Source organism: Paracoccus marinus (genome assembly GCF_007018965.1).
GTDB classification, from domain to species: Bacteria; Pseudomonadota; Alphaproteobacteria; order Rhodobacterales; family Rhodobacteraceae; genus Paracoccus; species Paracoccus marinus.
The window spans coordinates 111,550-130,365 of the sequence record NZ_VJYZ01000023.1 but is presented as its reverse complement, the minus strand read 5'-3'; the positions used below and the strand labels follow the sequence as shown (position 1 = coordinate 130,365).

General features: G+C 68.3%; 15 protein-coding genes, 1 tRNA gene, 1 pseudogene and 1 riboswitch. Of the genes and pseudogenes, 9 read left to right on the top strand and 8 right to left on the bottom strand.

What is annotated here, in order from left to right:
- Positions 1–19 precede the first annotated feature (19 nt).
- Positions 20–1,243, bottom strand: coding sequence for an ABC transporter substrate-binding protein (locus FNF32_RS11205; protein WP_221930706.1), 1,224 nt, complete (start codon positions 1,241–1,243; stop codon positions 20–22).
- A 269-nt stretch (positions 1,244–1,512) separates the two neighbouring features.
- Here FNF32_RS11205 and FNF32_RS11200 point away from each other — a divergent pair, with 269 nt between their 5' ends.
- Complete coding sequence (locus FNF32_RS11200) at positions 1,513–2,553, top strand: AraC family transcriptional regulator (protein ID WP_221930705.1); 1,041 nt, start codon at positions 1,513–1,515, stop codon at positions 2,551–2,553.
- A 293-nt stretch (positions 2,554–2,846) separates the two neighbouring features.
- Positions 2,847–3,209, top strand: a pseudogene (locus FNF32_RS15895) (P-type ATPase actuator domain-containing protein); the annotation flags it as partial.
- A gap of 36 nt (positions 3,210–3,245) precedes the next feature.
- Here FNF32_RS15895 and FNF32_RS15850 read toward each other — a convergent pair.
- From FNF32_RS15850 to FNF32_RS11180, 4 genes are all read right to left on the bottom strand, one after another.
- On the bottom strand, positions 3,246–3,731 hold the full coding sequence (locus FNF32_RS15850; protein ID WP_185961938.1) for a hypothetical protein: 486 nt from the start codon (positions 3,729–3,731) through the stop codon (positions 3,246–3,248).
- 368 nt (positions 3,732–4,099) lie between these two features.
- Positions 4,100–5,128 (bottom strand): methionine synthase, encoded by a 1,029-nt coding sequence (locus FNF32_RS11190; protein ID WP_131673691.1) that lies wholly within the window; start codon positions 5,126–5,128, stop codon positions 4,100–4,102.
- A gap of 29 nt (positions 5,129–5,157) precedes the next feature.
- Positions 5,158–6,129 carry a putative oxygenase MesX gene (locus FNF32_RS11185; RefSeq protein ID WP_131673692.1) on the bottom strand — a complete coding sequence of 324 codons (972 nt, stop codon included), beginning with the start codon at positions 6,127–6,129 and terminating at the stop codon, positions 5,158–5,160.
- Between the two features lie 125 nt (positions 6,130–6,254).
- Positions 6,255–6,453: riboswitch (cobalamin riboswitch) on the bottom strand.
- Positions 6,454–6,673: 220 nt separating this feature from the next.
- Entirely contained in the window at positions 6,674–8,053 is a 1,380-nt protein-coding gene (locus FNF32_RS11180; RefSeq protein WP_131673693.1) for a short-chain fatty acyl-CoA regulator family protein, read from the bottom strand.
- 119 nt (positions 8,054–8,172) lie between these two features.
- On the opposite strand from FNF32_RS11180, the gene FNF32_RS11175 reads away from it, so the two are divergent.
- From FNF32_RS11175 to prpB, 4 genes are read left to right on the top strand one after another with little or no spacing between them, the layout of a single operon-like run.
- Complete coding sequence (locus FNF32_RS11175; protein WP_131673694.1) at positions 8,173–8,580, top strand: acyl-CoA thioesterase; 408 nt, start codon at positions 8,173–8,175, stop codon at positions 8,578–8,580.
- Complete coding sequence (locus FNF32_RS11170) at positions 8,577–10,091, top strand: MmgE/PrpD family protein (RefSeq protein ID WP_131673695.1); 1,515 nt, start codon at positions 8,577–8,579, stop codon at positions 10,089–10,091. The genes FNF32_RS11175 and FNF32_RS11170 overlap by 4 nt, the downstream gene beginning before the upstream one ends.
- Positions 10,088–11,269, top strand: a complete 1,182-nt coding sequence (prpC, locus tag FNF32_RS11165) for a bifunctional 2-methylcitrate synthase/citrate synthase (protein WP_185961937.1) — start codon at positions 10,088–10,090, stop codon at positions 11,267–11,269. The genes FNF32_RS11170 and prpC overlap by 4 nt, the downstream gene beginning before the upstream one ends.
- A 4-nt stretch (positions 11,270–11,273) precedes the next feature.
- A complete protein-coding gene (gene prpB, locus FNF32_RS11160; RefSeq protein WP_131673696.1) occupies positions 11,274–12,188 on the top strand; it encodes a methylisocitrate lyase in 915 nt (304 codons plus the stop codon).
- A gap of 1,175 nt (positions 12,189–13,363) precedes the next feature.
- On the opposite strand, the gene FNF32_RS11155 is transcribed toward prpB, so the two are convergent.
- Positions 13,364–13,437 (bottom strand) — tRNA-Cys (locus FNF32_RS11155).
- Between the two features lie 128 nt (positions 13,438–13,565).
- Here FNF32_RS11155 and FNF32_RS11150 point away from each other — a divergent pair.
- The 3 genes from FNF32_RS11150 to FNF32_RS11140 are packed head-to-tail and all read left to right on the top strand — an operon-like array spanning position 13,566 to position 16,546.
- On the top strand, positions 13,566–14,270 hold the full coding sequence (locus FNF32_RS11150; RefSeq protein WP_131673697.1) for a protein-L-isoaspartate O-methyltransferase family protein: 705 nt from the start codon (positions 13,566–13,568) through the stop codon (positions 14,268–14,270).
- Complete coding sequence (locus FNF32_RS11145; protein ID WP_246087796.1) at positions 14,267–15,673, top strand: TolC family outer membrane protein; 1,407 nt, start codon at positions 14,267–14,269, stop codon at positions 15,671–15,673. Before FNF32_RS11150 ends, FNF32_RS11145 begins: the two co-directional genes overlap by 4 nt.
- A 60-nt stretch (positions 15,674–15,733) precedes the next feature.
- The gene (locus FNF32_RS11140) at positions 15,734–16,546 is read left to right on the top strand and encodes a hypothetical protein (protein ID WP_131673698.1); all 813 of its coding nucleotides are present in this window, start codon (positions 15,734–15,736) and stop codon (positions 16,544–16,546) included.
- A 334-nt stretch (positions 16,547–16,880) separates the two neighbouring features.
- Here FNF32_RS11140 and FNF32_RS11135 read toward each other — a convergent pair whose 3' ends face one another.
- Both FNF32_RS11135 and FNF32_RS11130 read right to left on the bottom strand, forming a co-directional pair.
- On the bottom strand, positions 16,881–18,053 hold the full coding sequence (locus tag FNF32_RS11135) for a M23 family metallopeptidase (protein WP_221930703.1): 1,173 nt from the start codon (positions 18,051–18,053) through the stop codon (positions 16,881–16,883).
- Between the two features lie 30 nt (positions 18,054–18,083).
- Positions 18,084–18,701 carry a protein-L-isoaspartate(D-aspartate) O-methyltransferase gene (locus tag FNF32_RS11130; RefSeq protein WP_131673718.1) on the bottom strand — a complete coding sequence of 206 codons (618 nt, stop codon included), beginning with the start codon at positions 18,699–18,701 and terminating at the stop codon, positions 18,084–18,086.
- Between the last annotated feature and the right edge of the window lie 115 nt (positions 18,702–18,816).

The window sequence follows — 18,816 nt, the reverse complement described above, 5'->3', positions numbered from 1 at the left end:
TCGGACTCGGGATGCGGCCCTAGCAGGCGGCGAACAGCGCCTCGGGCGGGAACACGCTGGTGATTTGCATCGTGAGCGGCGGCAGCGGCGCCTCGCCGCGGACCACCTTGCCGAACAGGCCCACTTGCGTCGCCTGATGGTCGCAGGCCCGCATCTCCTTACGGCCTTCGATCGAGTTCTCGCGCACGCTGTCCTCGAAGGCGTCGACCCACGTCTCGACATCCCAGCTGTCGGTCGACTCGATCACGTCGAACCACCAGCTAAGGCCGTCATACGCCTCACCTGCGAAGCTCGACGGGTAGACGTTGTTAGCTGCGCGGTAAGCCTCGACGAACGCCTTGTTCGCAGGATTGTCAGTGCTGAAGTGGTAGCGCACGCCGGAATAGACCCCCAGCGCCGCATCGCCCGTCGCGGCGGCGAAGGTCTCGTCCTGAAGCACGGGGCCGAAGATGGTCCGATCCTTGCCGAGGCCAACCTGACCGGCCTGCTTGACGAAGGTCACGCCGTCGTTGCCAGTCGCCACCACGATGATGCCGTCCGCGTCGGAGTTGGCCATCTTGTCGATGATGACCGAATAGTCCCGGTTCCCGAGCGGCGCGTAGTCGTTGCCGACGATCTCGACTCCGGCCGCCTCGGCCATGGTCCTGAACTGCTCGAACCCGTCGCGGGTCGCCTGGTAGTCGGCGGTCACCGCATAGATGCGTTTCAAGCCCGACAGCTTGACGAACTCCATGCACATCTTCACCTCCATGCCGAGGGTGTTGGAGGTGCGGAAGCTGTAGCGGGAGCCGCCCGGCTTTGTGATCACGTCGTCAGCCGAGATCGTCACGAGCTGCGGGATCTTGCGCTGCGTCGCCAGCGATTGCAGCGCCAGCGTAGAAGCCGAACCAACCGCGCCGAAGATCATGTTGGCGCCACCGGACAGCAGCCGGGTCGCCTTCTGCACGGCGGGCTGGGGCTTGGTCTCGTCGTCTTCCCAGCTGAACCGGATCGTCTTGCCCAGCACCTTCCCGCCCCGTTGGGCGGCCGCCAGTTCGGCGCCCAGACGCATGTCCTTGCCGATAAGGCCGTAGGCACCCGAGAACGCCAGGATCGCGGCGATGTGGAAGTCCTCGGGCGCATTCGCCGCGCGCAGCATCGGCGCGGGCAGAGCCGTCGCCAAGGCAGCAGCGCCCGCGGTATGCAGGAATTGTCTGCGCTTCATGTGTGTGTTCCTCCCCTGTAGATCGGCTGCAAGACGCATGCCGCAAGCTTCTCCGGGCGCCGCGGTGCGGCACCTGTTCCCTTCGATCTTCGGTTTCAGGCCCCTCCGGCCCGGCGACATGACCTGTTCCAGTCAGGCCGACGCGCGTTCCCGAGCCTCGCTTTTCCGCGATGTCCAACTCCGAACACGCTGCTCCCCTGACAGGATATTGCGGTCGCACCGACTCAGATGAAACGTCCGAACGTGACAATCATTTGACTTTAACTGCCATCCACCTAGCCTGGTGATCCACGCCAAGGGGGCAGCCCGTGCTCGCAGAATCGATCGGAACCATTCGTCTGCCCGTTCAGAGCCTGCGCATCATGTCCGACTTCCTCGTCGCGGCTGGTATGGACCCGAACAGGCTGATCAAGGCGGCGGGCATCGATCCTGCCGTCCTGCGGGACGCATGGGGCACCGTCACGGGCACGCAGGAACTGCGTTTCGAGCAGTTGTTCATGAAGGTGACCTGCGACATCCCCGGAGCGGCCTTCAAGGTCGGGATGCGCTACAAGCTGTTCGTCTATGGACCGCTGGGGCTTGCGGTCATGGTCTCTCCCACCGTCACCACCGCATTGCGCGAGTTCACGAGAATGCAGGCTCTGGGCTATTCGATTCTGGAATACCAGCTGATCGAAGCTGACGGCGAGGGCATTGCCTTGGCCGCGAGCGACGCGGCCTGCCCGCCCGACATGCGCGGCTTCGCGCACGAACGGGCGCTCGGGTCGGTGCCCACGTTCTTCCGTGACCTTCTGCAGCGGCCATTTCCGCTGAAATACATCGAGAGCCCGCTGGTGCGGGATCACGGCTGGATGGGTATCGAGGACGAATGGCAGACCGAGATCCGCTACGGCGCCCCGCGTACCGTCTTTCACTTCGCCGAAGGCGCCGGGGGGTTGCGGCTGCCCCTGGCGGACGCAGCACTTTCGGAAAGCTACGGCAAGCTGTGCGAGGGGCAGCTGGAAACCAGCCCCGTCCAAGAGGCATTTCTGATCAGCGTCTATCAGATCCTGATGAACGCACGCGGGGCGCTTCCCCCGGCCAAGGCGGTCGCGACCAGCCTCAACATTTCCGAGCGCACGCTGCACCGCAAGCTTGCGGACAGGGACACCAGCTTCCGCCGCGCGCTCGACACGGTGCGCCTGCGGCGCGCCCGCGAGTTGCTAGACGGCACGTCGCAGGACATCCAGACGATCTCGGACGTGCTGGGCTTTGCAGAAGTCGCCAGCTTCTCGAGGTTCTTCCGCAGAGTAGCCGGAGTGTCACCGTCGATCTACCGGCGCAACAGCAAGGACGTCTTCATGACCTGAGGCCGTGCGATCCTCGCTCCGGATTCGCGCAGCCATCCGGAGCAACGCATTGCGTTTCAGGCGAAAGGCTGGCCGCGGCTGCGCCAGTATCCCGGCGCCGCACGGTCCCAGCCGCAGCGGCGCCTGTCGGCCCGGCCAGCGACCGGCGTCTCCGCCGACCTCCACCATCCGCCGATCGGCGCCTGCAGCGCCTCTCGATCAGGCCGTCCGCGCGGCGGGTGCCGCTGGGTCGAGCGGTGTTGGCCGAACGCGCGTCAGGTCATGCGCTCCGAAACGCAGGACTTCTGCCGGTGATGGTCGATGCAGGCGCGGCGCCGGGCGGAGCTCGACATTTTCCCGACGCAGCTTTCCTTAACATCGGCTTCTCCAGCGCTCGGTCGGACACTGCCTTCCGCAGCCCCTCGCTGTCCTTCTCGATACCCTCACGCGTTGATTGGTCCCTTTCCCGGCTGTCGCCCCGCGGCGCGATGATCCGCAAGAACGACGGCTCGCGGCGCTACGCGGCCTTTGACGACGTGCTAGTGGGCGCAATCCTGTGGAACGGCCCGGATGAGCGGGTGCCGATTGACGTCGAGATCGTCGAGGGTGCGACCGACCTTGACCGCAGCTTGGTCACGGGCGACGCGGCACGGGTCGCGCCAGGTCCCGGCGACACGCTCGAGGCGCGCGCGCTGCGCACGTCCGAATGCGCGTCACCACCTCATCGAAATGCACCGGGCCCTCGACCTCGGCGACCTGCTCGACCTGAGCGACAAGGATGCCACGCGGGGCCTCGTGCAACTCGCCCGAATGATGACTGGGGTGCTGAAAAGCCGCTTCCTCGTAGGGCTTGGCGGACGCAGAGTTGGTCGCGGGAACAGCTTCTCGGCCGGATCGCCGGTCTGAAGATCGAAGATCGTCCACTCACCCTCATCCTCGGTCGTGATGCGAACAGTGGGGCGGGTATGGCGCAGGTCGCGCCCCTGGTCCTCGGCCTTCGCCACCTCGATGGCGGCGATGATGCGGGCAATTTCCTGCTGCGGCCGCTGAAACCAGTCGGTGCTCCACAGCCGGTGGATGTGCCAGCCGTGGCTTTCAAGGACGGACTGCCGCAAGCGGTCACGATCTCGGGCTGACAGAGCGTCGTGATAAGCAACGGGCTTTCGCCTGCCCCGCCCGAGGCCCGCAGCCGCATTCATTGCGCTATTTCCTGAGGAATGTCTGCAAGGAGGATGTCTCCAGGTTCGTCGAAGGGGTCATTGCCGGAGCCCGCGGGACGGATCAGGTGCAAGTTGGCCCATCACCGCCCGTCGGGAGCCGAAACCACGCCGCGGTGCTGCACCCTCGAAGCGGTCGTTCGCGGCGGTTTAACATTGCACGCAGGCAATATCCGCTACTCGGAGCGGAGCCGCCGTTTGACTCAGCTGCAGCCTCATCGCCCGCGTGGAAGGATTTCAGTCACTCCGACAGGAAGCGACTCAACTAGAATAGCTTGTCTGTCGCACTGCAGAGGCATGCCTGGTGCCGGTCCACCCCTGCAGTGCTGGTCCGCCCGCTGCCAAATACTTCAGGCCGCAAGCTCGCGTCTGACGATCTCGGCACCCGCGCTCAAGGCTGCCAGCTTGCCCCGGGCCACGTGGCGGGGCAAAGGCGCCATGCCGCAATTGGTGCAGGGATAAAGCTTGTCTGCGTCCACGAAACGCAGCGCCTGCCGCAGGACTTCGGCGACCTCCTCGGGCGACTCGATGATCTGGGTCGCCACGTCGATGGCTCCGACCATCACCTTCTTGCCCCGCAGCAGCTCGATCAGGTCAATCGGCACATGGGAGTGCTGGCATTCCAGCGACACCATGTCGATGGACGAGGTCTGCAGTTTCGGGAACACCTGCTCGTATTGACGCCACTCTGCGCCAAGGGTCTTCTTCCAGTCGGTGTTGGCCTTGATCCCGTAGCCGTAGCAGATGTGGACGGCGGTTTCGCATGCCAGCCCCTCGGCCGCCCTTTCAAGCGCCGCGATCCCCCAGTCGTTCACCTCGTCGAAGAAGACGTTGAAGGCGGGCTCGTCGAATTGGATGATGTTCACGCCGGCTGCTTCCAGGTCCCTCGCCTCCTGGTTCAGGATCGCGGCGAATTCCCAAGCGAGCTTCTCGCGGCTTTTGTAATGGGCGTCGTAAAGCGTGTCGATCATGGTCATGGGGCCGGGCAGCGCCCATTTGATCGGCCGGTCGGTCTGGGCGCGCAGGAACTTCGCATCCTCCACAAAGACCGGGCGGGGCCGCGAGACGGGGCCGGTCACGGTCGGCACGCTGGCGTCATAGCGGTCACGGATCCGCACGGTTTCGCGCTTGTCGAAATCAACGCCATCCAGATGCTCGATGAAGGTGGTGACGAAATGCTGGCGCGTCTGCTCGCCGTCGCTGACGATGTCGATCCCGGCCCGCACCTGATCGTGCAGCGCGACGCGCAGGGCATCCTCCTTGCCCTCGGTAAGGGCTGCGCCCTGCAGCTTCCAGGGCGACCAGAGGGTCTCGGGCTCGGCAAGCCAGGAAGGCTTCGGCAGGCTTCCGGCGGTGGCGGTGGGCAGCAGCTTGTTCATGACATGTAACCTTGGCGCGTAAAGGGGGATCAGGCGGCGTGGCTGGCGGACCATACTTCGAGGATCGGCCCGTAAGGCTTGATGAGCTTTTCTTCGGCCAGCTTTCCCTGCTGGACGGCCAGGCGGCTGCGTTCCTCCCGATCGTACTCGACCCGCGTCAGGGAATAGTCCTGATGCGTCAGGCCGGGCCGGAAGCAAAGGCCGGCGGCGGCATTGGCGTTGTAGATCTCGGGCCGGTAGATCCGCTGAAAGGTCTCCATCGTGCCGATCGTGCCGATCAGTTCCAGGCTGGAGTAATCGTTCAGCAGGTCGCCGCCGGCGTAAAAAGCCAGCGGCGCCACGGCGCCCCTGGGCATGAAGTAGCGCGCCCGCAGCCCCATTTCGCCGAAATACAGGTCGGTGGCGGATTGCGCGTTCTGACTGTACTCGACCCCCAGGACCGGATGCGAATTCGCGGTCTGGTGATAGGTCCGGCTGCTTGAGACGCTGAGGCAGATGACCGGCGGCTTGGCGAAGGCCGTGCGATAGGCGGACGAGCCGAGGAACCGCCGGAACAGATTGCCGTGCAGCCGGCCGAAATCCTGCGGCAAGGCGAACTCGTCCCGGCCCGCGTTATGCTGCGGCAGAAGGATGCTGAAATCGTAGTCCCGCACATAGGATGAGAAATTGTTCCCCGCGATGCCGGGGATCCGTTTCCCGGTCTCGCCATCGAGGATGGTCGGCTTTAGGATCTCGATCAGCGGGAAGGCGGTGGTGCCGATGGCGATCTCCGCCGTGACGATCTCCAGTTCGACCTTGTAGCGGTCGGCGTCGGGGTTGTCCCAGTCGGCCAGCGCATTGAAGCGGCGATCGATCATGGCAAAGGCGTTGCGCAGGTTTTCCTGCCGGCGCGGCCCCCGCGCGAGATTGGCGAAGTTGGTCGTGGCGCGCGTGCCGTCGGCGGGGTGGTAATCCTCGTCGAACGGGATCGTCCTGATGGTATAGGTCAGTTCCGTCGTCATCCTGACATGCCTTCCGGGCGGCCTGCCGTGGCGGGCCGGTAAACAAACGGCCCCGGGGCGGATGCCTTGGGGCGGCGATGTCACCTTGCGGATGGGACCGCGCCCGACGCGCCCTCCGCGGCCGGAACAGGTGAACGATCAGGGCAGGTTTCCTGACTTGCGGATTGGCGCCTTGCCCGGCCTTCCCGGCGCAGGGCTGCGCCAGTGGCATGTCGGACAGGCTCTCCGCCTACAGTTGCGGGGGCAGTTCCGGATTTGGCCCGAGCCGGACCGGATTCCCTTTTACCCGGGGCTTCCCCCGGCACCTTGATCTGCGGGCAAACTCGGTCGGATGGGGCTGCATGTCAACGTGACCGACGCGTCGAATTTCTCATGTAGATCATGAGGCATCGACAATCTGTCGGGCAGCCGTGGGGCGCCTTGCCTCGCTCTGCCTGCGGGTGCGGGGGCGATTCCGGTCGGGGACGTGAGGCCGCGGCGGATTTTCTTTCCGGCGCAGGCTCGCCGGCGTCGGGTTTCGGGGACCCGGCGCGGGGAACGGCGTTCAGCCCGCGCCGGAATAGGGGGCGAAGCGCGCCTCGCCGGGACTGGCGGCCAGCGGCCGGCCGACCATCGGAAAGGCGCGCTGGGGGCAGGCGCGCCGTTCGCAGACCTTGCAGCCAGGACCAATGGGAATGGCCGTTCCAGGATTTCCAAGGTCCAGCCCCCGGGCATAGACCAGGCGGTCGGCATGGGCGAGGTCGCAGCCGAGCGCCACGGCGAAGGTCTTGACCGGCGCGCCGAAGCCGCCTTGTCCGCTTTGCACCATCCGCGCGATCCACAGGTAGCTGCGGCCGTCGGGCATCTGGGCCACCTGCCGCAGGATCTCGCCGGGGCGGGCGAATGCCGCGTAGACGTTCCACAGCGGGCACGAACCGCCGATGCGGCTGAAATGAAAGTCGGTGGCCGACTGGCGCTTGGAGATGTTGCCCGCCCGGTCGACCCGGACGAAGAAGAACGGCACCCCCCGCGCCTCGGGACGCTGCAGGGTGGACAGGCGGTGGCAGGTCGTCTCGAATCCGACGCCGAAGCGGCGGGCGATCAGGTCGATGTCATAGCGCGCCGCCTCGGCCGTCTGCAGGAATGCCTGATAGGGCAGGATCAGCGCGCCCGCGAAATAGTTGGCCAGCCCGATCCGCAATAGGGTCCGGGCATCGCTCGACAGCGCGGGGTCGTCCGACAGCCGGGCGATCACGTCGCCCTGTTCCAGGAAGGCGAGGTGCGTGGCGATCTGGAAGGCGGTCTGGCCGGGGTCGAGATGCGCGGCCAGATGCAGGATGCGCGCTTCGGCATCGAAGCGGCGCAGCGCCTCGCCCGCGCCCTGCGCGATGCGGATGCCGTGGCGGCCGGCCAGCCGGTCGATCAGCCCCGGGGCCATGCGGCCGGGCGGCAGCGCATCGCCGATCGCCTCGGCCGCAAGGTCCAGTTCGGCCACGTGGTTGCGCCGTTCATAGAACCAGTCGCGGACGGCCTCGAATGCGGCGGGGGTGGTGCCGGGCGATTCGATCCGCCCGGCCAGCAGGTCGGCGCGTTCGGCGGTATCGCGCAGGCGGCGCTGCATGGCGACGATGCTTCGAGCGATCGCGGGCATGTTCGAGGCCAGCTCCCGCACCTCGGCCAGAGCGACGTCGGTTCCCTGGTCGGCCAGCGCCGCGCGCAGGTCGGTGATCAGGCGCGCCTCGTCCGCGTCCGAAAAGAGCTGCACGTCCAGCCCGAAAACCGCGTTCAGCCTGAGCAGCACGGGCACGGTCAGCGGCCGGGCGTTCTGCTCGATCTGGTTGAGATAGCTCGGGCTGATCTCCAGCGCGCGGGCGAGCGCCGCCTGGGTCATCCCCCGCTCCTCGCGGAGGCGACGCAGGCGGACGCCCATGAATGTCTTGCTCATCTTCGCAGCCTTCGCAATTCGCAAGCCGATCCTTTGCAGACCTACGCCTTTTCAGTCATTTATCCGGTCCGGCGTGATGTGAAAAGCAGAGCGTGCCAATCCTGCGAAGGCAAGCTGCAATGTCCATTCCCGCCGAGACCCGCCTGATCGAGATAATCTTTCCCGAACAGGCGAACCATTACGGGACCCTGTTCGGCGGCAACGCGCTGGCGCTGATGGCCAAGGCGGCGTTTGTCGCCGCCAGAAGGCATGCCGGGACCTCGGTGGTGATGGCGCGGTCCGAGCGCGCGGATTTCGCCGACCCGATCCGCGTGGGCGAGATGCTGGAGCTTGTGGCCCGCGTCACCCGCACCGGACGGAGTTCGATGACCGTCGAGGTCGAGGGCACGGCCGGCGCGGCGGGGATCGCCCCCGGCCGGCCCGCGCTTTCGGGACGGTTCGAGATGGTGGCGGTGGACGCGGAGGGCCGTCCCCGGCCGCTCGGCCCGTCTGCCTCGACGAAGCTTAACCAGAAGGAAGAAACATGATCACGCATGACGTGCGGACCTACAGGTCCGCGGAACACCTGCCCCGCGAAGACCAGCTCGCATGGAAGATCGCCGAGGTGGCGGCCGATCCGGTGCCGGTGGATGCCGACGTGACCGGCATGATCATCAACCGCGTCATCGACAACGCCGCCGTGGCCGCGGCATCGGTCGCGCGGCGCCCCGTCGCCTCCGCCCGCGCGCAGGCGCTTTGCCATCCGGCGAAGCCAGGCGCGACAGTGTTCGGCCTTGATGCCGAACGGGTCAGCCCGGAATGGGCGGCATGGGCCAACGGCACGGCGGTGCGCGAACTCGACTTCCACGACACGTTCCTGGCTGCCGACTATTCCCACCCCGGCGACAACATCCCGCCGATCCTGGCGGTGGCGCAGCATACCGGCAGATCCGGCGCCGATCTCATCCGCGGCCTGGCGACGGGCTACGAGATCCAGGTGAACTTGGTCCGCGCCATCTGCCTGCACGAGCACAAGATCGACCATATCGCCCATCTCGGCCCGTCGGCCGCGGCGGGGATCGGCACCTTGCTGAACCTGCCCGCCGAGGTGATCTATCAGGCCGTCCAGCAGGCGCTGCACGTCACCACCACCACCCGCCAGAGCCGCAAGGGCGAGATCTCGTCCTGGAAGGCGTTCGCCCCCGCCTTCGCCGGCAAGATGGCCATCGAGGCGGTGGACCGGGTGATGCGCGGCGAGGGCGCGCCCAGCCCGGCCTGGGAGGGCGAGGATGGCTTCATCGCCTGGCTGCTGTCAGGGCCGGACGCCCGTTATCACGTGCCGCTGCCCGGCAAGGGCGAGGCCAAGCGCGCGATCCTCGACACCTACACCAAGGAACATTCGGCGGAATACCAGAGCCAGGCGCTGATCGACCTTGCCCGCAGGATGGGTCCGCAGGTCGGCGACCTGTCGCAGGTCGAAAGCATCGTCATCCACACCAGCCATCACACCCACAACGTGATCGGCACGGGTGCCAACGATCCGCAGAAGATGGACCCCAAGGCCAGCCGCGAAACGCTGGACCATTCGATCACCTACATCTTCGCCGTGGCGCTGGAGGACGGCGGCTGGCATCACGAGAAATCCTATGCGCCCGAACGTGCCGGCCGGCCGGAAACCGTGGCGCTGTGGCACAAGATCACGACCGTCGAGGATCCCGAGTGGACGCGCCGCTATCACGCGCGCGATCCCAGGGAAAAGGCGTTCGGCGGCCGCGTGGTAGTCACGCTTCGGAACGGCAGGGTCGTCGAGGACCAGCTTGCGCTGGCCGACGCGCATCCCGACGGCGCCCGCCCCTTCGCGCGCGAGAACTATGTCGCAAAGTTCCTGACCCTGTCTGACGGCATTGTCGGCCCCGCCGAGCAGCAGCGCTTCCTGCAGGCTGCCGAGGCGCTTGCCGACCTCGGCGCCGGCGATCTTGCGGCCCTGAACTTCACGGTGGATCCGGGCAAGCTGGGCGCCCGGCGTCCGGGGGGCATCTTCGACTGGGGAAACAAATGAGCGGAATCATCACCAGGCCCAAGAAATCCGTCGCCCTGTCCGGGGTGGTGGCCGGCAATACCGCGCTTTGCAGCGTGGGCCAGTCGGGCAACGACCTGCATTACCGCGGCTTCGACATCCTCGATCTCGCGGCGGCCTGCGAGTTCGAGGAGGTGGCGCATCTGCTGGTCCATGGCAGCCTGCCCACGGCCCCCGAGCTGCGGGCCTACAAGGAAAGGCTGAAGGTCCTGCGGGGCCTTCCGAAAGCCGTGCGCGATACGCTCGAGGCGATCCCCGCCGCGGCGCATCCCATGGATGTGCTGCGCTCGGGCGTCAGCGCGCTCGGCTGCGTCCTGCCCGAGGTGGCCGACCACAACATCCCCGGTGCCCGCGACATCATCGACCGGCTGATCGCGTCGCAGGGCTCGATGCTGCTCTACTGGCACCACTTCGCCCAGAACGGTCGCCGGATCGACGTCGAAACCCCGGACGACACGGTAGCGGGTCACTTCCTGCACCTTCTGCACGGAAAGCCTGCAAGCGAAGCCGAGGTGCGCGCCATGCACACCACCCTCAACCTTTACGCCGAGCACGAGTTCAACGCCTCGACCTTCACCGCCCGCACCATCGCGGGCACCGGCTCGGACGTCTATTCGGCCGTCGCAGGCGCGATCGGGGCGCTGCGGGGGCCCAAGCACGGCGGCGCCAACGAGGTCGCATTCGAGATCCAGAAGCGCTACGCCGACCCGGACGAGGCCGAGGCCGACATCCGCGCCCGCGTCGAGGCGAAAGAGGTCGTGATCGGCTTCGGCCATCCGGTCTATACCATCTCGGACCCGCGCAACGCCGTCATCAAGCGCGTCGCCCGGCAGCTTTCCGCGGCGGCGGGATCAAGCAGGATGTTCGACATCGCCGAGCGGATCGAGGACGTGATGGCCGAAACCAAGCGCATGTTCCCGAACCTCGACTGGTATTCGGCGGTCTCCTATCACCTGCTCGGCGTGCCCACCGCGATGTTCACGCCCATCTTCGTGATCGCCCGGACCTCGGGTTGGGGCGCCCATGTCATCGAGCAGCGCCAGGACAACAGGATCATCCGCCCCTCGGCCAACTACATCGGGCCCGACAACCGGGCCTTTCAGCCTCTGGACCGGCGGGGCCTGCTGCCGTCCGCCGCCCCTCAGACCGCAGCAAAGTGACGCCATGCCCTATCTGATCTCGGACGACCTTCCCGCCACTCCTGCCGGCCAGCGCTTCCGCGAGGCGCTGGACCGCCCCGGCATCCTGCGCCTGCCGGGCGCCCACAACGGCATGGCCGCGCTGCAGGCCAGGCGCGCCGGGTTCGAGGCGCTGTATCTGTCGGGCGCGGCGATGACCGCTTCGATGGGGCTGCCGGACCTCGGCATCATCACCGTGGACGAGGTCGCCTTCTTCATCCGCCAGATCACCCGAGCCTGCGGCCTGCCGCTGCTGGTCGATGGCGACACCGGCTATGGCGAGGCGCTGAACGTCATGCACATGGTCCGCGTGTTCGAGGATGCGGGCGCAGGCGCCGTGCACCTGGAGGACCAGCTTCTGCCGAAGAAATGCGGGCATCTGAACGACAAGAAGCTGGCGAGTGCCGCCGACATGGCCGCCAAGGTGGCGGCCGCCGCCCGCGCCCGCCGCCATCTCGTCGTGATCGCCCGCACCGACGCGGCAGCCAGCGAGGGGATCGAGGGCGCCGTCGCCCGCGCGAAGCTTTACGTCGAGGCGGGCGCCGATGCGATCTTCCCCGAGGCTCTGACCTCGGTCGAGATGTTCCGCGAGGTCCGCGAGCGGCTGCCCGGCGTCAGACTTCTGGCCAACATGACCGAGTTCGGCCGCACCCCGTCCCTTACGGCCGAGGCGTTCCAAGAGCTTGGCTATGACATGGTGATCTGGCCGGTCTCGTCGCTGCGCGTCGCCAACAAGGCGCAGGAGCGGCTTTACGCCACGCTCGCCCGCGAGGGGCAGACCACGGCAATGCTGCCCGAGATGCAGACCCGCGCCGAGCTTTACGACCTGATCGGGCTGAACGACTTCGAGGCGCTCGACAGCTCGATCGCGCAATCGGTCGTGCCGGATTGGAACAGGTGATGCGGAGCGTAGAATGGGCGGAGCCGGGACGTCTGGCATGCACCCGAGGCGACGCCTCTGCCATTTTCGCTCGGCCTAAAAGCATCTCCAACCAACCGAGCGTCTGATCCTGAACTTCGAAGAGCACGTGATGCGAATTACCTGGAGGCGGCGTTCGGCCCCGCGGATCCATCAGCGTGCCAAAGGTGCTGCGCTGCAGATGAATGACAGCGTTACCCCTTGCTGCAGCTGCCTTGCTGCGCCGCCGACCGTCGGCTCTCCGCCCTTTCACGCCGTTGCATCGTCATCAGCTGCCCAGGCCTTCCTTACCAGCCGGCGGACCGGTTGGGGGCGGGATGGCAGGTCCGGCGCAACACGCCGCTGTTCGTCAATCCGCTCCACCAGGTGCATACGTCGCGCTAGAACATCAGCCTCTGCGCACCAGACAATCACCTACATCGGCGCAGACGGACATCGACGTAGAGCAAAGGCCGGCGACGCGAAAACCTCCGCCCATCGCAGCGCTGCCGGCCGTTGCCCTGTAGCTGCTCTCCGTGGATGCGCAGGGGTTCGATCGCCAATCCTTACCCTGGAGTTGATAACTCCTGCCCAACCCGCCGCTCGACTTGATGATTGTGCTCGCAGTGCACTTCTCCCAACGGAGCTTGACAGGGTGAAGCTTTCACGCGGACAGATCGAGACAACGCCCGACCGTCGCCGGATACGAAGCCGCACGGACAAGCGCCAGTGCGTGGCGAACAGACTGATCACCCCTAGTTGGCTGCTGTTGTCGATGCCACTCCTTCTGATCGCCTGATGACCCTGGTCAAACCGGACGGGGGCCGACTGACGGCGCGCATGCGGACGAGTGCTGCGCTATAACAGGGACATGGCTGGTCTCACCGAAGAAGCGATGGGCCATTCGCTGCGGCTGCAGGACTCCCGGGGCACCTCGACGACACGCCTTCTCAGCGCCGGGCTTAGCCTTGCCAAGACTGCCTCGCACATGGGCTGGTCCGCGCGGTACGCCGCGGCAATCATCGGGCAGTACGACCGCGTCTCGCCCGAAGAATTGACGCAACTTTGGTCAAGCTGCCCCCATTCGGAAAGGGCAGAGCCTGAACAGTGCTGTAAACGGACCTGTAAACGCAGTGTGCGACAGGTCCAAGGCAATCGCATAAGCACCTGTATCCATGTGGAGGCGGGTACCGGAATCGAACCGGTCTTCACGGATTTGCAATCCGCTGCGTAACCTCTCCGCCAACCCGCCGCCGTGAGGTGAATAGGCAGATAGGCCATCGCGTCACGCCGCGCAAGGCGGGCCGCGCGCCGTTGCCCCGGACCTTCTTTCGTGCCAAGAACCGGCCAACGCGACAACAGCAGCCGAGGTTTCGCCGCATGCCTGACTTCGCCCAGCGCCGAACCACGATGGTCGACACCCAGGTGCGGACCAACGACGTGACCCGCTATCCCGTCATCGCCGCGATGCTGCACGTGCCCCGCGAATGCTTCGTCCCCGAGGCGCGGCGCGAGGTCGCCTACAAGGGCGAGAACCTGGATCTCGCCCCCGGCCGCGTCCTGCTTGAACCGCGCACCTTCGCCAAGATGATCGACGCGCTCGACCTGCGGACGACCGACCTGGTGCTGGATCTGGGCTGCGGGCTTGGCTATTCGGCGGCGGTGCTGGCGCGGATGGCGCAGGCGGTGGTCGCGGTCGAACCCGACCCCACGATGGCCGCCGAGGCCGAGCGCCGGCTGGCCGCGCAGGGCGTGGACAACGCGGCCGTGGTCCACGCCGACCTGACCGTCGGCGCGCCCGCGCAGGGTCCCTATGACGCCATCGTCATCAACGGCGCGATCGGCGTGCTGCCCGACGCGATCGCGGACCAGCTGGCCGAGGGCGGGCGCATCGCCGCGCTGTGGCGCGACGATCCCCATGCGCTGGGCCTGGGCGCGTCCGGGCTGGGGTGCCCGAACGGATCGGGGATGGGCGTCGCCCGCCTCGGCTACAAGATCGACGGCCGGATCAACTGGCGCTACGCCTTCAACGCCCACGCCCCGGTCCTGCCGGGGCTCGCCAAAACCGAAGGGTTTGTCCTGTGAAGCTCTCGTTTAGCAGGCTGGCGCTTGTGCTGGCCCTGACCACCGCCCCGGCGCTTCCCGCGTCGGCCGAGTCGCTGGCCGACGTGCTCGTCGCCGCCTATCGCCATTCGGCACTGCTGGAACAGAACCGCGCCGTGGTGCGGGCCGCGGACGAGGACGTGGCGCAGGCCATGTCGGCGCTGCGCCCGGTGGTGCAGTGGGCCGCCTCGCACGGGTTCCGCCAGATCGACGGCGAGGAAAGCGTGTCGCAGACGATGCAGCTGGTCGCGCAGATGACGCTTTTCGATTTCGGCCGCAGCCAACTGGCCATCGACATCGCCAAGGAAAACGTCCTCGCCACGCGCGAATCGCTGCTGGCGATCGAACAGGACGTCCTGCTGGACGCGGTGGATTCCTATCTGCGCGTCCGCAACGCGCAGCAGCAGATCAGCCTGCAGCAGAACTCGGTCAACCTTCTGGGGCAGGAACTTCAGGCCGCGCGCGACCGCTTCGAGGTGGGTGAGATCACCACCACCGACGTGTCCCTGGCCGAGGCGCAGCTGGCCGCCACCCGCGCGAACCTGGCCGCGGCCGAGGGCAGCCTGGAAATCGCGATCGAGGCGTTCACCGCATCTGTCGGGCGCGCGCCGATCGACCTCGACCCGCCGCCGGCGCTGCCCAAGCGGCCGGAATCGCTGCAGGCGGCGCAGGCCGTGGGGCGTCGCACAAACCCCGCGATCCTGCAGGCGCAGCGCGCGACCGCCGGGGCCGAACTGGGCGTCGCCGCCGCCGCGGCCGAGCGCCGCCCGACGATCACCGGCAACGCGGGCCTGTCCACGACCCGCGCGCCCGAGGCGACGCGCAACGTGATCGGCCTGCCCGACGGCGGGTCGCGCCAGGGCACGACCAGCACGCTCAGCGCCGGGGTCGAACTGAACCAGACGCTGTATTCCGGCGGCCGCCTGCCCTCGATCCACCGGCAGGCGATGGCGCGGCGCGACAGCGCCCGCGCGGCGCTGCTGGATGCGGCGCGGCAGGTCGATCTGTCGGTCGGCACGGCCTGGGCCAACATCGACGTGGCGCGGGCGCAGATTTCCGCGACGGACGAGCAGATCTCGGCCGCGCAGCAGGCCTACGAGGGCGTGCGCGAGGAAGCGACGCTGGGCGCGCGCACGACGCTGGACGTGCTGGACGCGGAACAGGACCTGCTGCAGGCGCGGGCCGACCGCATCACCGCAGAGACCAATCTGCAGTTAGCACATTATCAACTTTTGGCCGGTATGGGTTTGTTGACGGTAGAAGACCTCAACCTGGGAATCCCGACCTATGACCCATCGGCCTATTACGGCGCGGTCCGCGACGCGCCCTACACCAGCACCCAGGGCGACAACCTGGACCGGGTGCTGCGCGCGATCGGCAAGTGATGCGCCCACCCCTGCGAAGCCGGCCGCTGCGACGCTGACCGCTGCGGCGGGGGTGCGGCGATGACCGACCTGTCCCCGCGCGCGCCCCAACCTGCCGATGGCTCCAGCGACGTGCTGGCCTCGATCCGCCGTCTGATCGCCCAGGATGGCGGCGGCGCCCGCGTCCGGCACGAGCCGCCCGCACCGCGCCGCGCGGCCGAACTGGTCGCGGCGATGGAACACATGGCGGCGGACGGTGGTGCGGAAATCCCGGCGCGTCCTGCGGCCGACGAGGTGACGCCGCTGCGGCTGCAACACGCTTCGCTGGTGCCACCCGCTTCGCCGCTGTCGCGCGACGCTGCTGCGCCGGAACCTGCCCGGCCCCGGCTGCGCCTTGCTACTTTGGCGGGTGCGTTCCCGGAACCGCCCGACACCGCGTTTGCCGCCGTGGACGCGCCTGTTCTGCCGGTTGCGGCTGATGGGGCGGGCAAGCCTGCGCTGCGCGATGAACCCGCACACGCGCCCGCCTGGCCCGCGCGCCCCGCCGCGAACGTGGCCGACGCCACGCGGCGCGAGACGGCCGCGAAGGCGGAGCCCGTCGGGACCGTCGATTTGGGCAACCCCGCTGCGGACTCCGTTCCCGCGAACCCCGCCCCTGCCCCTGCCCCTGCCCCTGCCCCGACCCGAGCCGAGGACAGCACCGCGCTGCACCTGTTCGCACCCGCGGACGAGGACATCCCGAACGGCAGCCTTCTGCGCAATCTTCTGCGCGAGGCGATCCGGCAAGAGCTTCAGGGCGAGATGGGCGGCCGCTTCAGCCGCAACCTGCGCCGGGTGATCCGCCAGGAGGTCGCCTATGCGGTGGCCGAGGCGATGCAGCCGGCCAAGGGCTGACGGCAACGCGCGGCCTTGACGCGGCGCGCAACCCGCGTGCCGCGCGCGGCCGATGTGCTGCAATCGGTGGATGCCATGCGACGGGCGGTCGTTTTGCGTCTGGGCGACGTACTGCGGCCAGCCAACGCGCTGAGGACTGGCCGAGGTGCCGCGCGCGGTGGTCGGACCCGGGCCAGCGGCGACATCCTGCGCGGCGCTCACCGGCTGACCACTGCGGCGCTGGCACCCTCCGCGCACCGCACTCACGCGCGGCTCGTGCGCCAAACCGAAAGGGCGGCGCCACGACGCCGCCCTCTCCAAATCGCCGGGCCAAACGCCCGCGACTGCGATCCCGTCAGAGATACCCTTCCGGGTCCACGCTCTCGAACCCGCGCCGGACCTCGAAATGGACCCGGCCCGAGGCGCGGGCCTTGCCGATCGCGTCACCCTTCGCGACCTTGTCGCCCTTCGCAACCGCAAGGTCGTCGATCCCGGCATAGACCGTCAGCAGGTCGCCGTCGTGGCGCACCACGACAATCGGCACCCCGTCGGTGTCGCGGGTGATCGCGGCGACCGTGCCGCTGCCCGCGGCCCTCACGGTCGTTCCGGCGGCGGCGGCGATGTCGATGCCTTCGTTCTTGCCCTTGCTGTAGGCCCGCACGATCGAGCCGTTGACCGGCATCGACAGCTTGCCGCTGCCCGACGCGGCGGTGCGGGTCGCGCCCAGGTCCGGCGCGTCGGCGCGCGGCGCGGGGCGGGACGCGGGCGCGGTGCTTTCTTTCGGCAGCGGGCTCGACGCGGATGGCGGGGTGGGCGTGGGGCTGCCCGCGCCGGGCGCGGTGACGGCGACCTGGCGCGTGGCGCCTGCGGCCGGGACCGCCAGCTTCTGGCCCAGCCGCACGGTCATCGTCTCGGGCAGGCCATTCGCGGCGGCCAGCGCCTGGATCGAGACGCCGTACTTGCGCGCGATCGACCACGCGGTCTCGCCCGCGACGACGGTGTGGCTGGCGGCGGCCGCCTGCGCCGTCGGTGCCGTGACGGGCTGCGCGACGGTTGCCACGGGGACGGTCGCGGCCACCCCGGTCGTGGCCGGCGCGACGGTGCCCGACGGCGGCTGGATCGCGGGCTGCCGCACGCCCTGGCCCGCATAGGGGTCGGTCACCTGCGGTTGCGCCCCGGCGGGCGCGCCGGCGGGCGCACCGCCGCCGAGACGGCCGAAGCCCGGCATCCGCAGCTGCGGCATCCGCGCCGCCGAGGGCATCTGCACCCGCGCGGCAGGGCTCGACGAGGCCGGACCAACCCCGATCCCGGCACCCGTGGGCGCGGGCAGCACGGGGCGCTGCACGGTCGCGCGCGGCAGGGTCAGACGGCCGAAGATCGGCGCCCGCGCGCCCGTCTGGCCGCCCACTGTCTGGCCCGGCGCGGCATACGGGCTGCCTACGCCCGCGCCCGGTCCGATCGGCGCGCAGCCCGAAGCCGCCAGCGCCAGCACCGCCGCCGTCAGCGCGCTACGGAATGAATTGCCCATGTTCTGCCCGTCCTCATTCGTTTTCGGGGGTCATGTCTGTCCCAACCCCTCGACCAGCGGCACGAACCGCACCTGCCGTAGCTCGTCATAGCGGAAACCGTTCGCCGTGCGGGTCACCCGGATCAGCGTCTGGACCGCGTCGGACTGCCCGACCGGCACCACCATGATACCGCCGATCTTGAGCTGCGACAACAACGGCCCGGGCGGGTCCTCGGCCGCCGCCGTCACCATGATGCGATCGAAGGGCGCCTGTTCGGGCAGCCCGCGCGACCCGTCGGCGACCCGCGCGGTGATGTTGGACAGGCCGAGCTGGCGGAACAGCGCCTCGGCCTCGACCACCAGCCGGCGGTGGCGGTCCACGGTCAGGACCCGGCGGCAGAGCAGCGACAGGATCGCCGCCTGGTAGCCCGAGCCGGTCCCCACCTCCAGCACGGTGTCGCGGGGGCCGATGTCCAGCGCCTGCGTCATCAACCCCACCACCGAAGGCTGGCTGATCGTCTGGCCGCAGACGATGGGCAGCGGCGTGTCCTCGTAGGCGCGATCCTCGAAATGGCCGCGCACGAAGGCGCCGCGGTCGATCCGTTCCATCGCGTCCAGCACGCGCGGGTCGGTCATCCCGCGCGAGCGCAGCGCGAACAGGAAGCGCATCTTCTGCTCGCCCGCGCCGCCCTGGCCCGCGCCGCGCTCGCCTGCGCCGCCTTGGCCCGCGCCTCCCTCGCCCGCGCCGGGAATGTCGTCGTCGCTGTCGTCGCCGGTGCCCGCG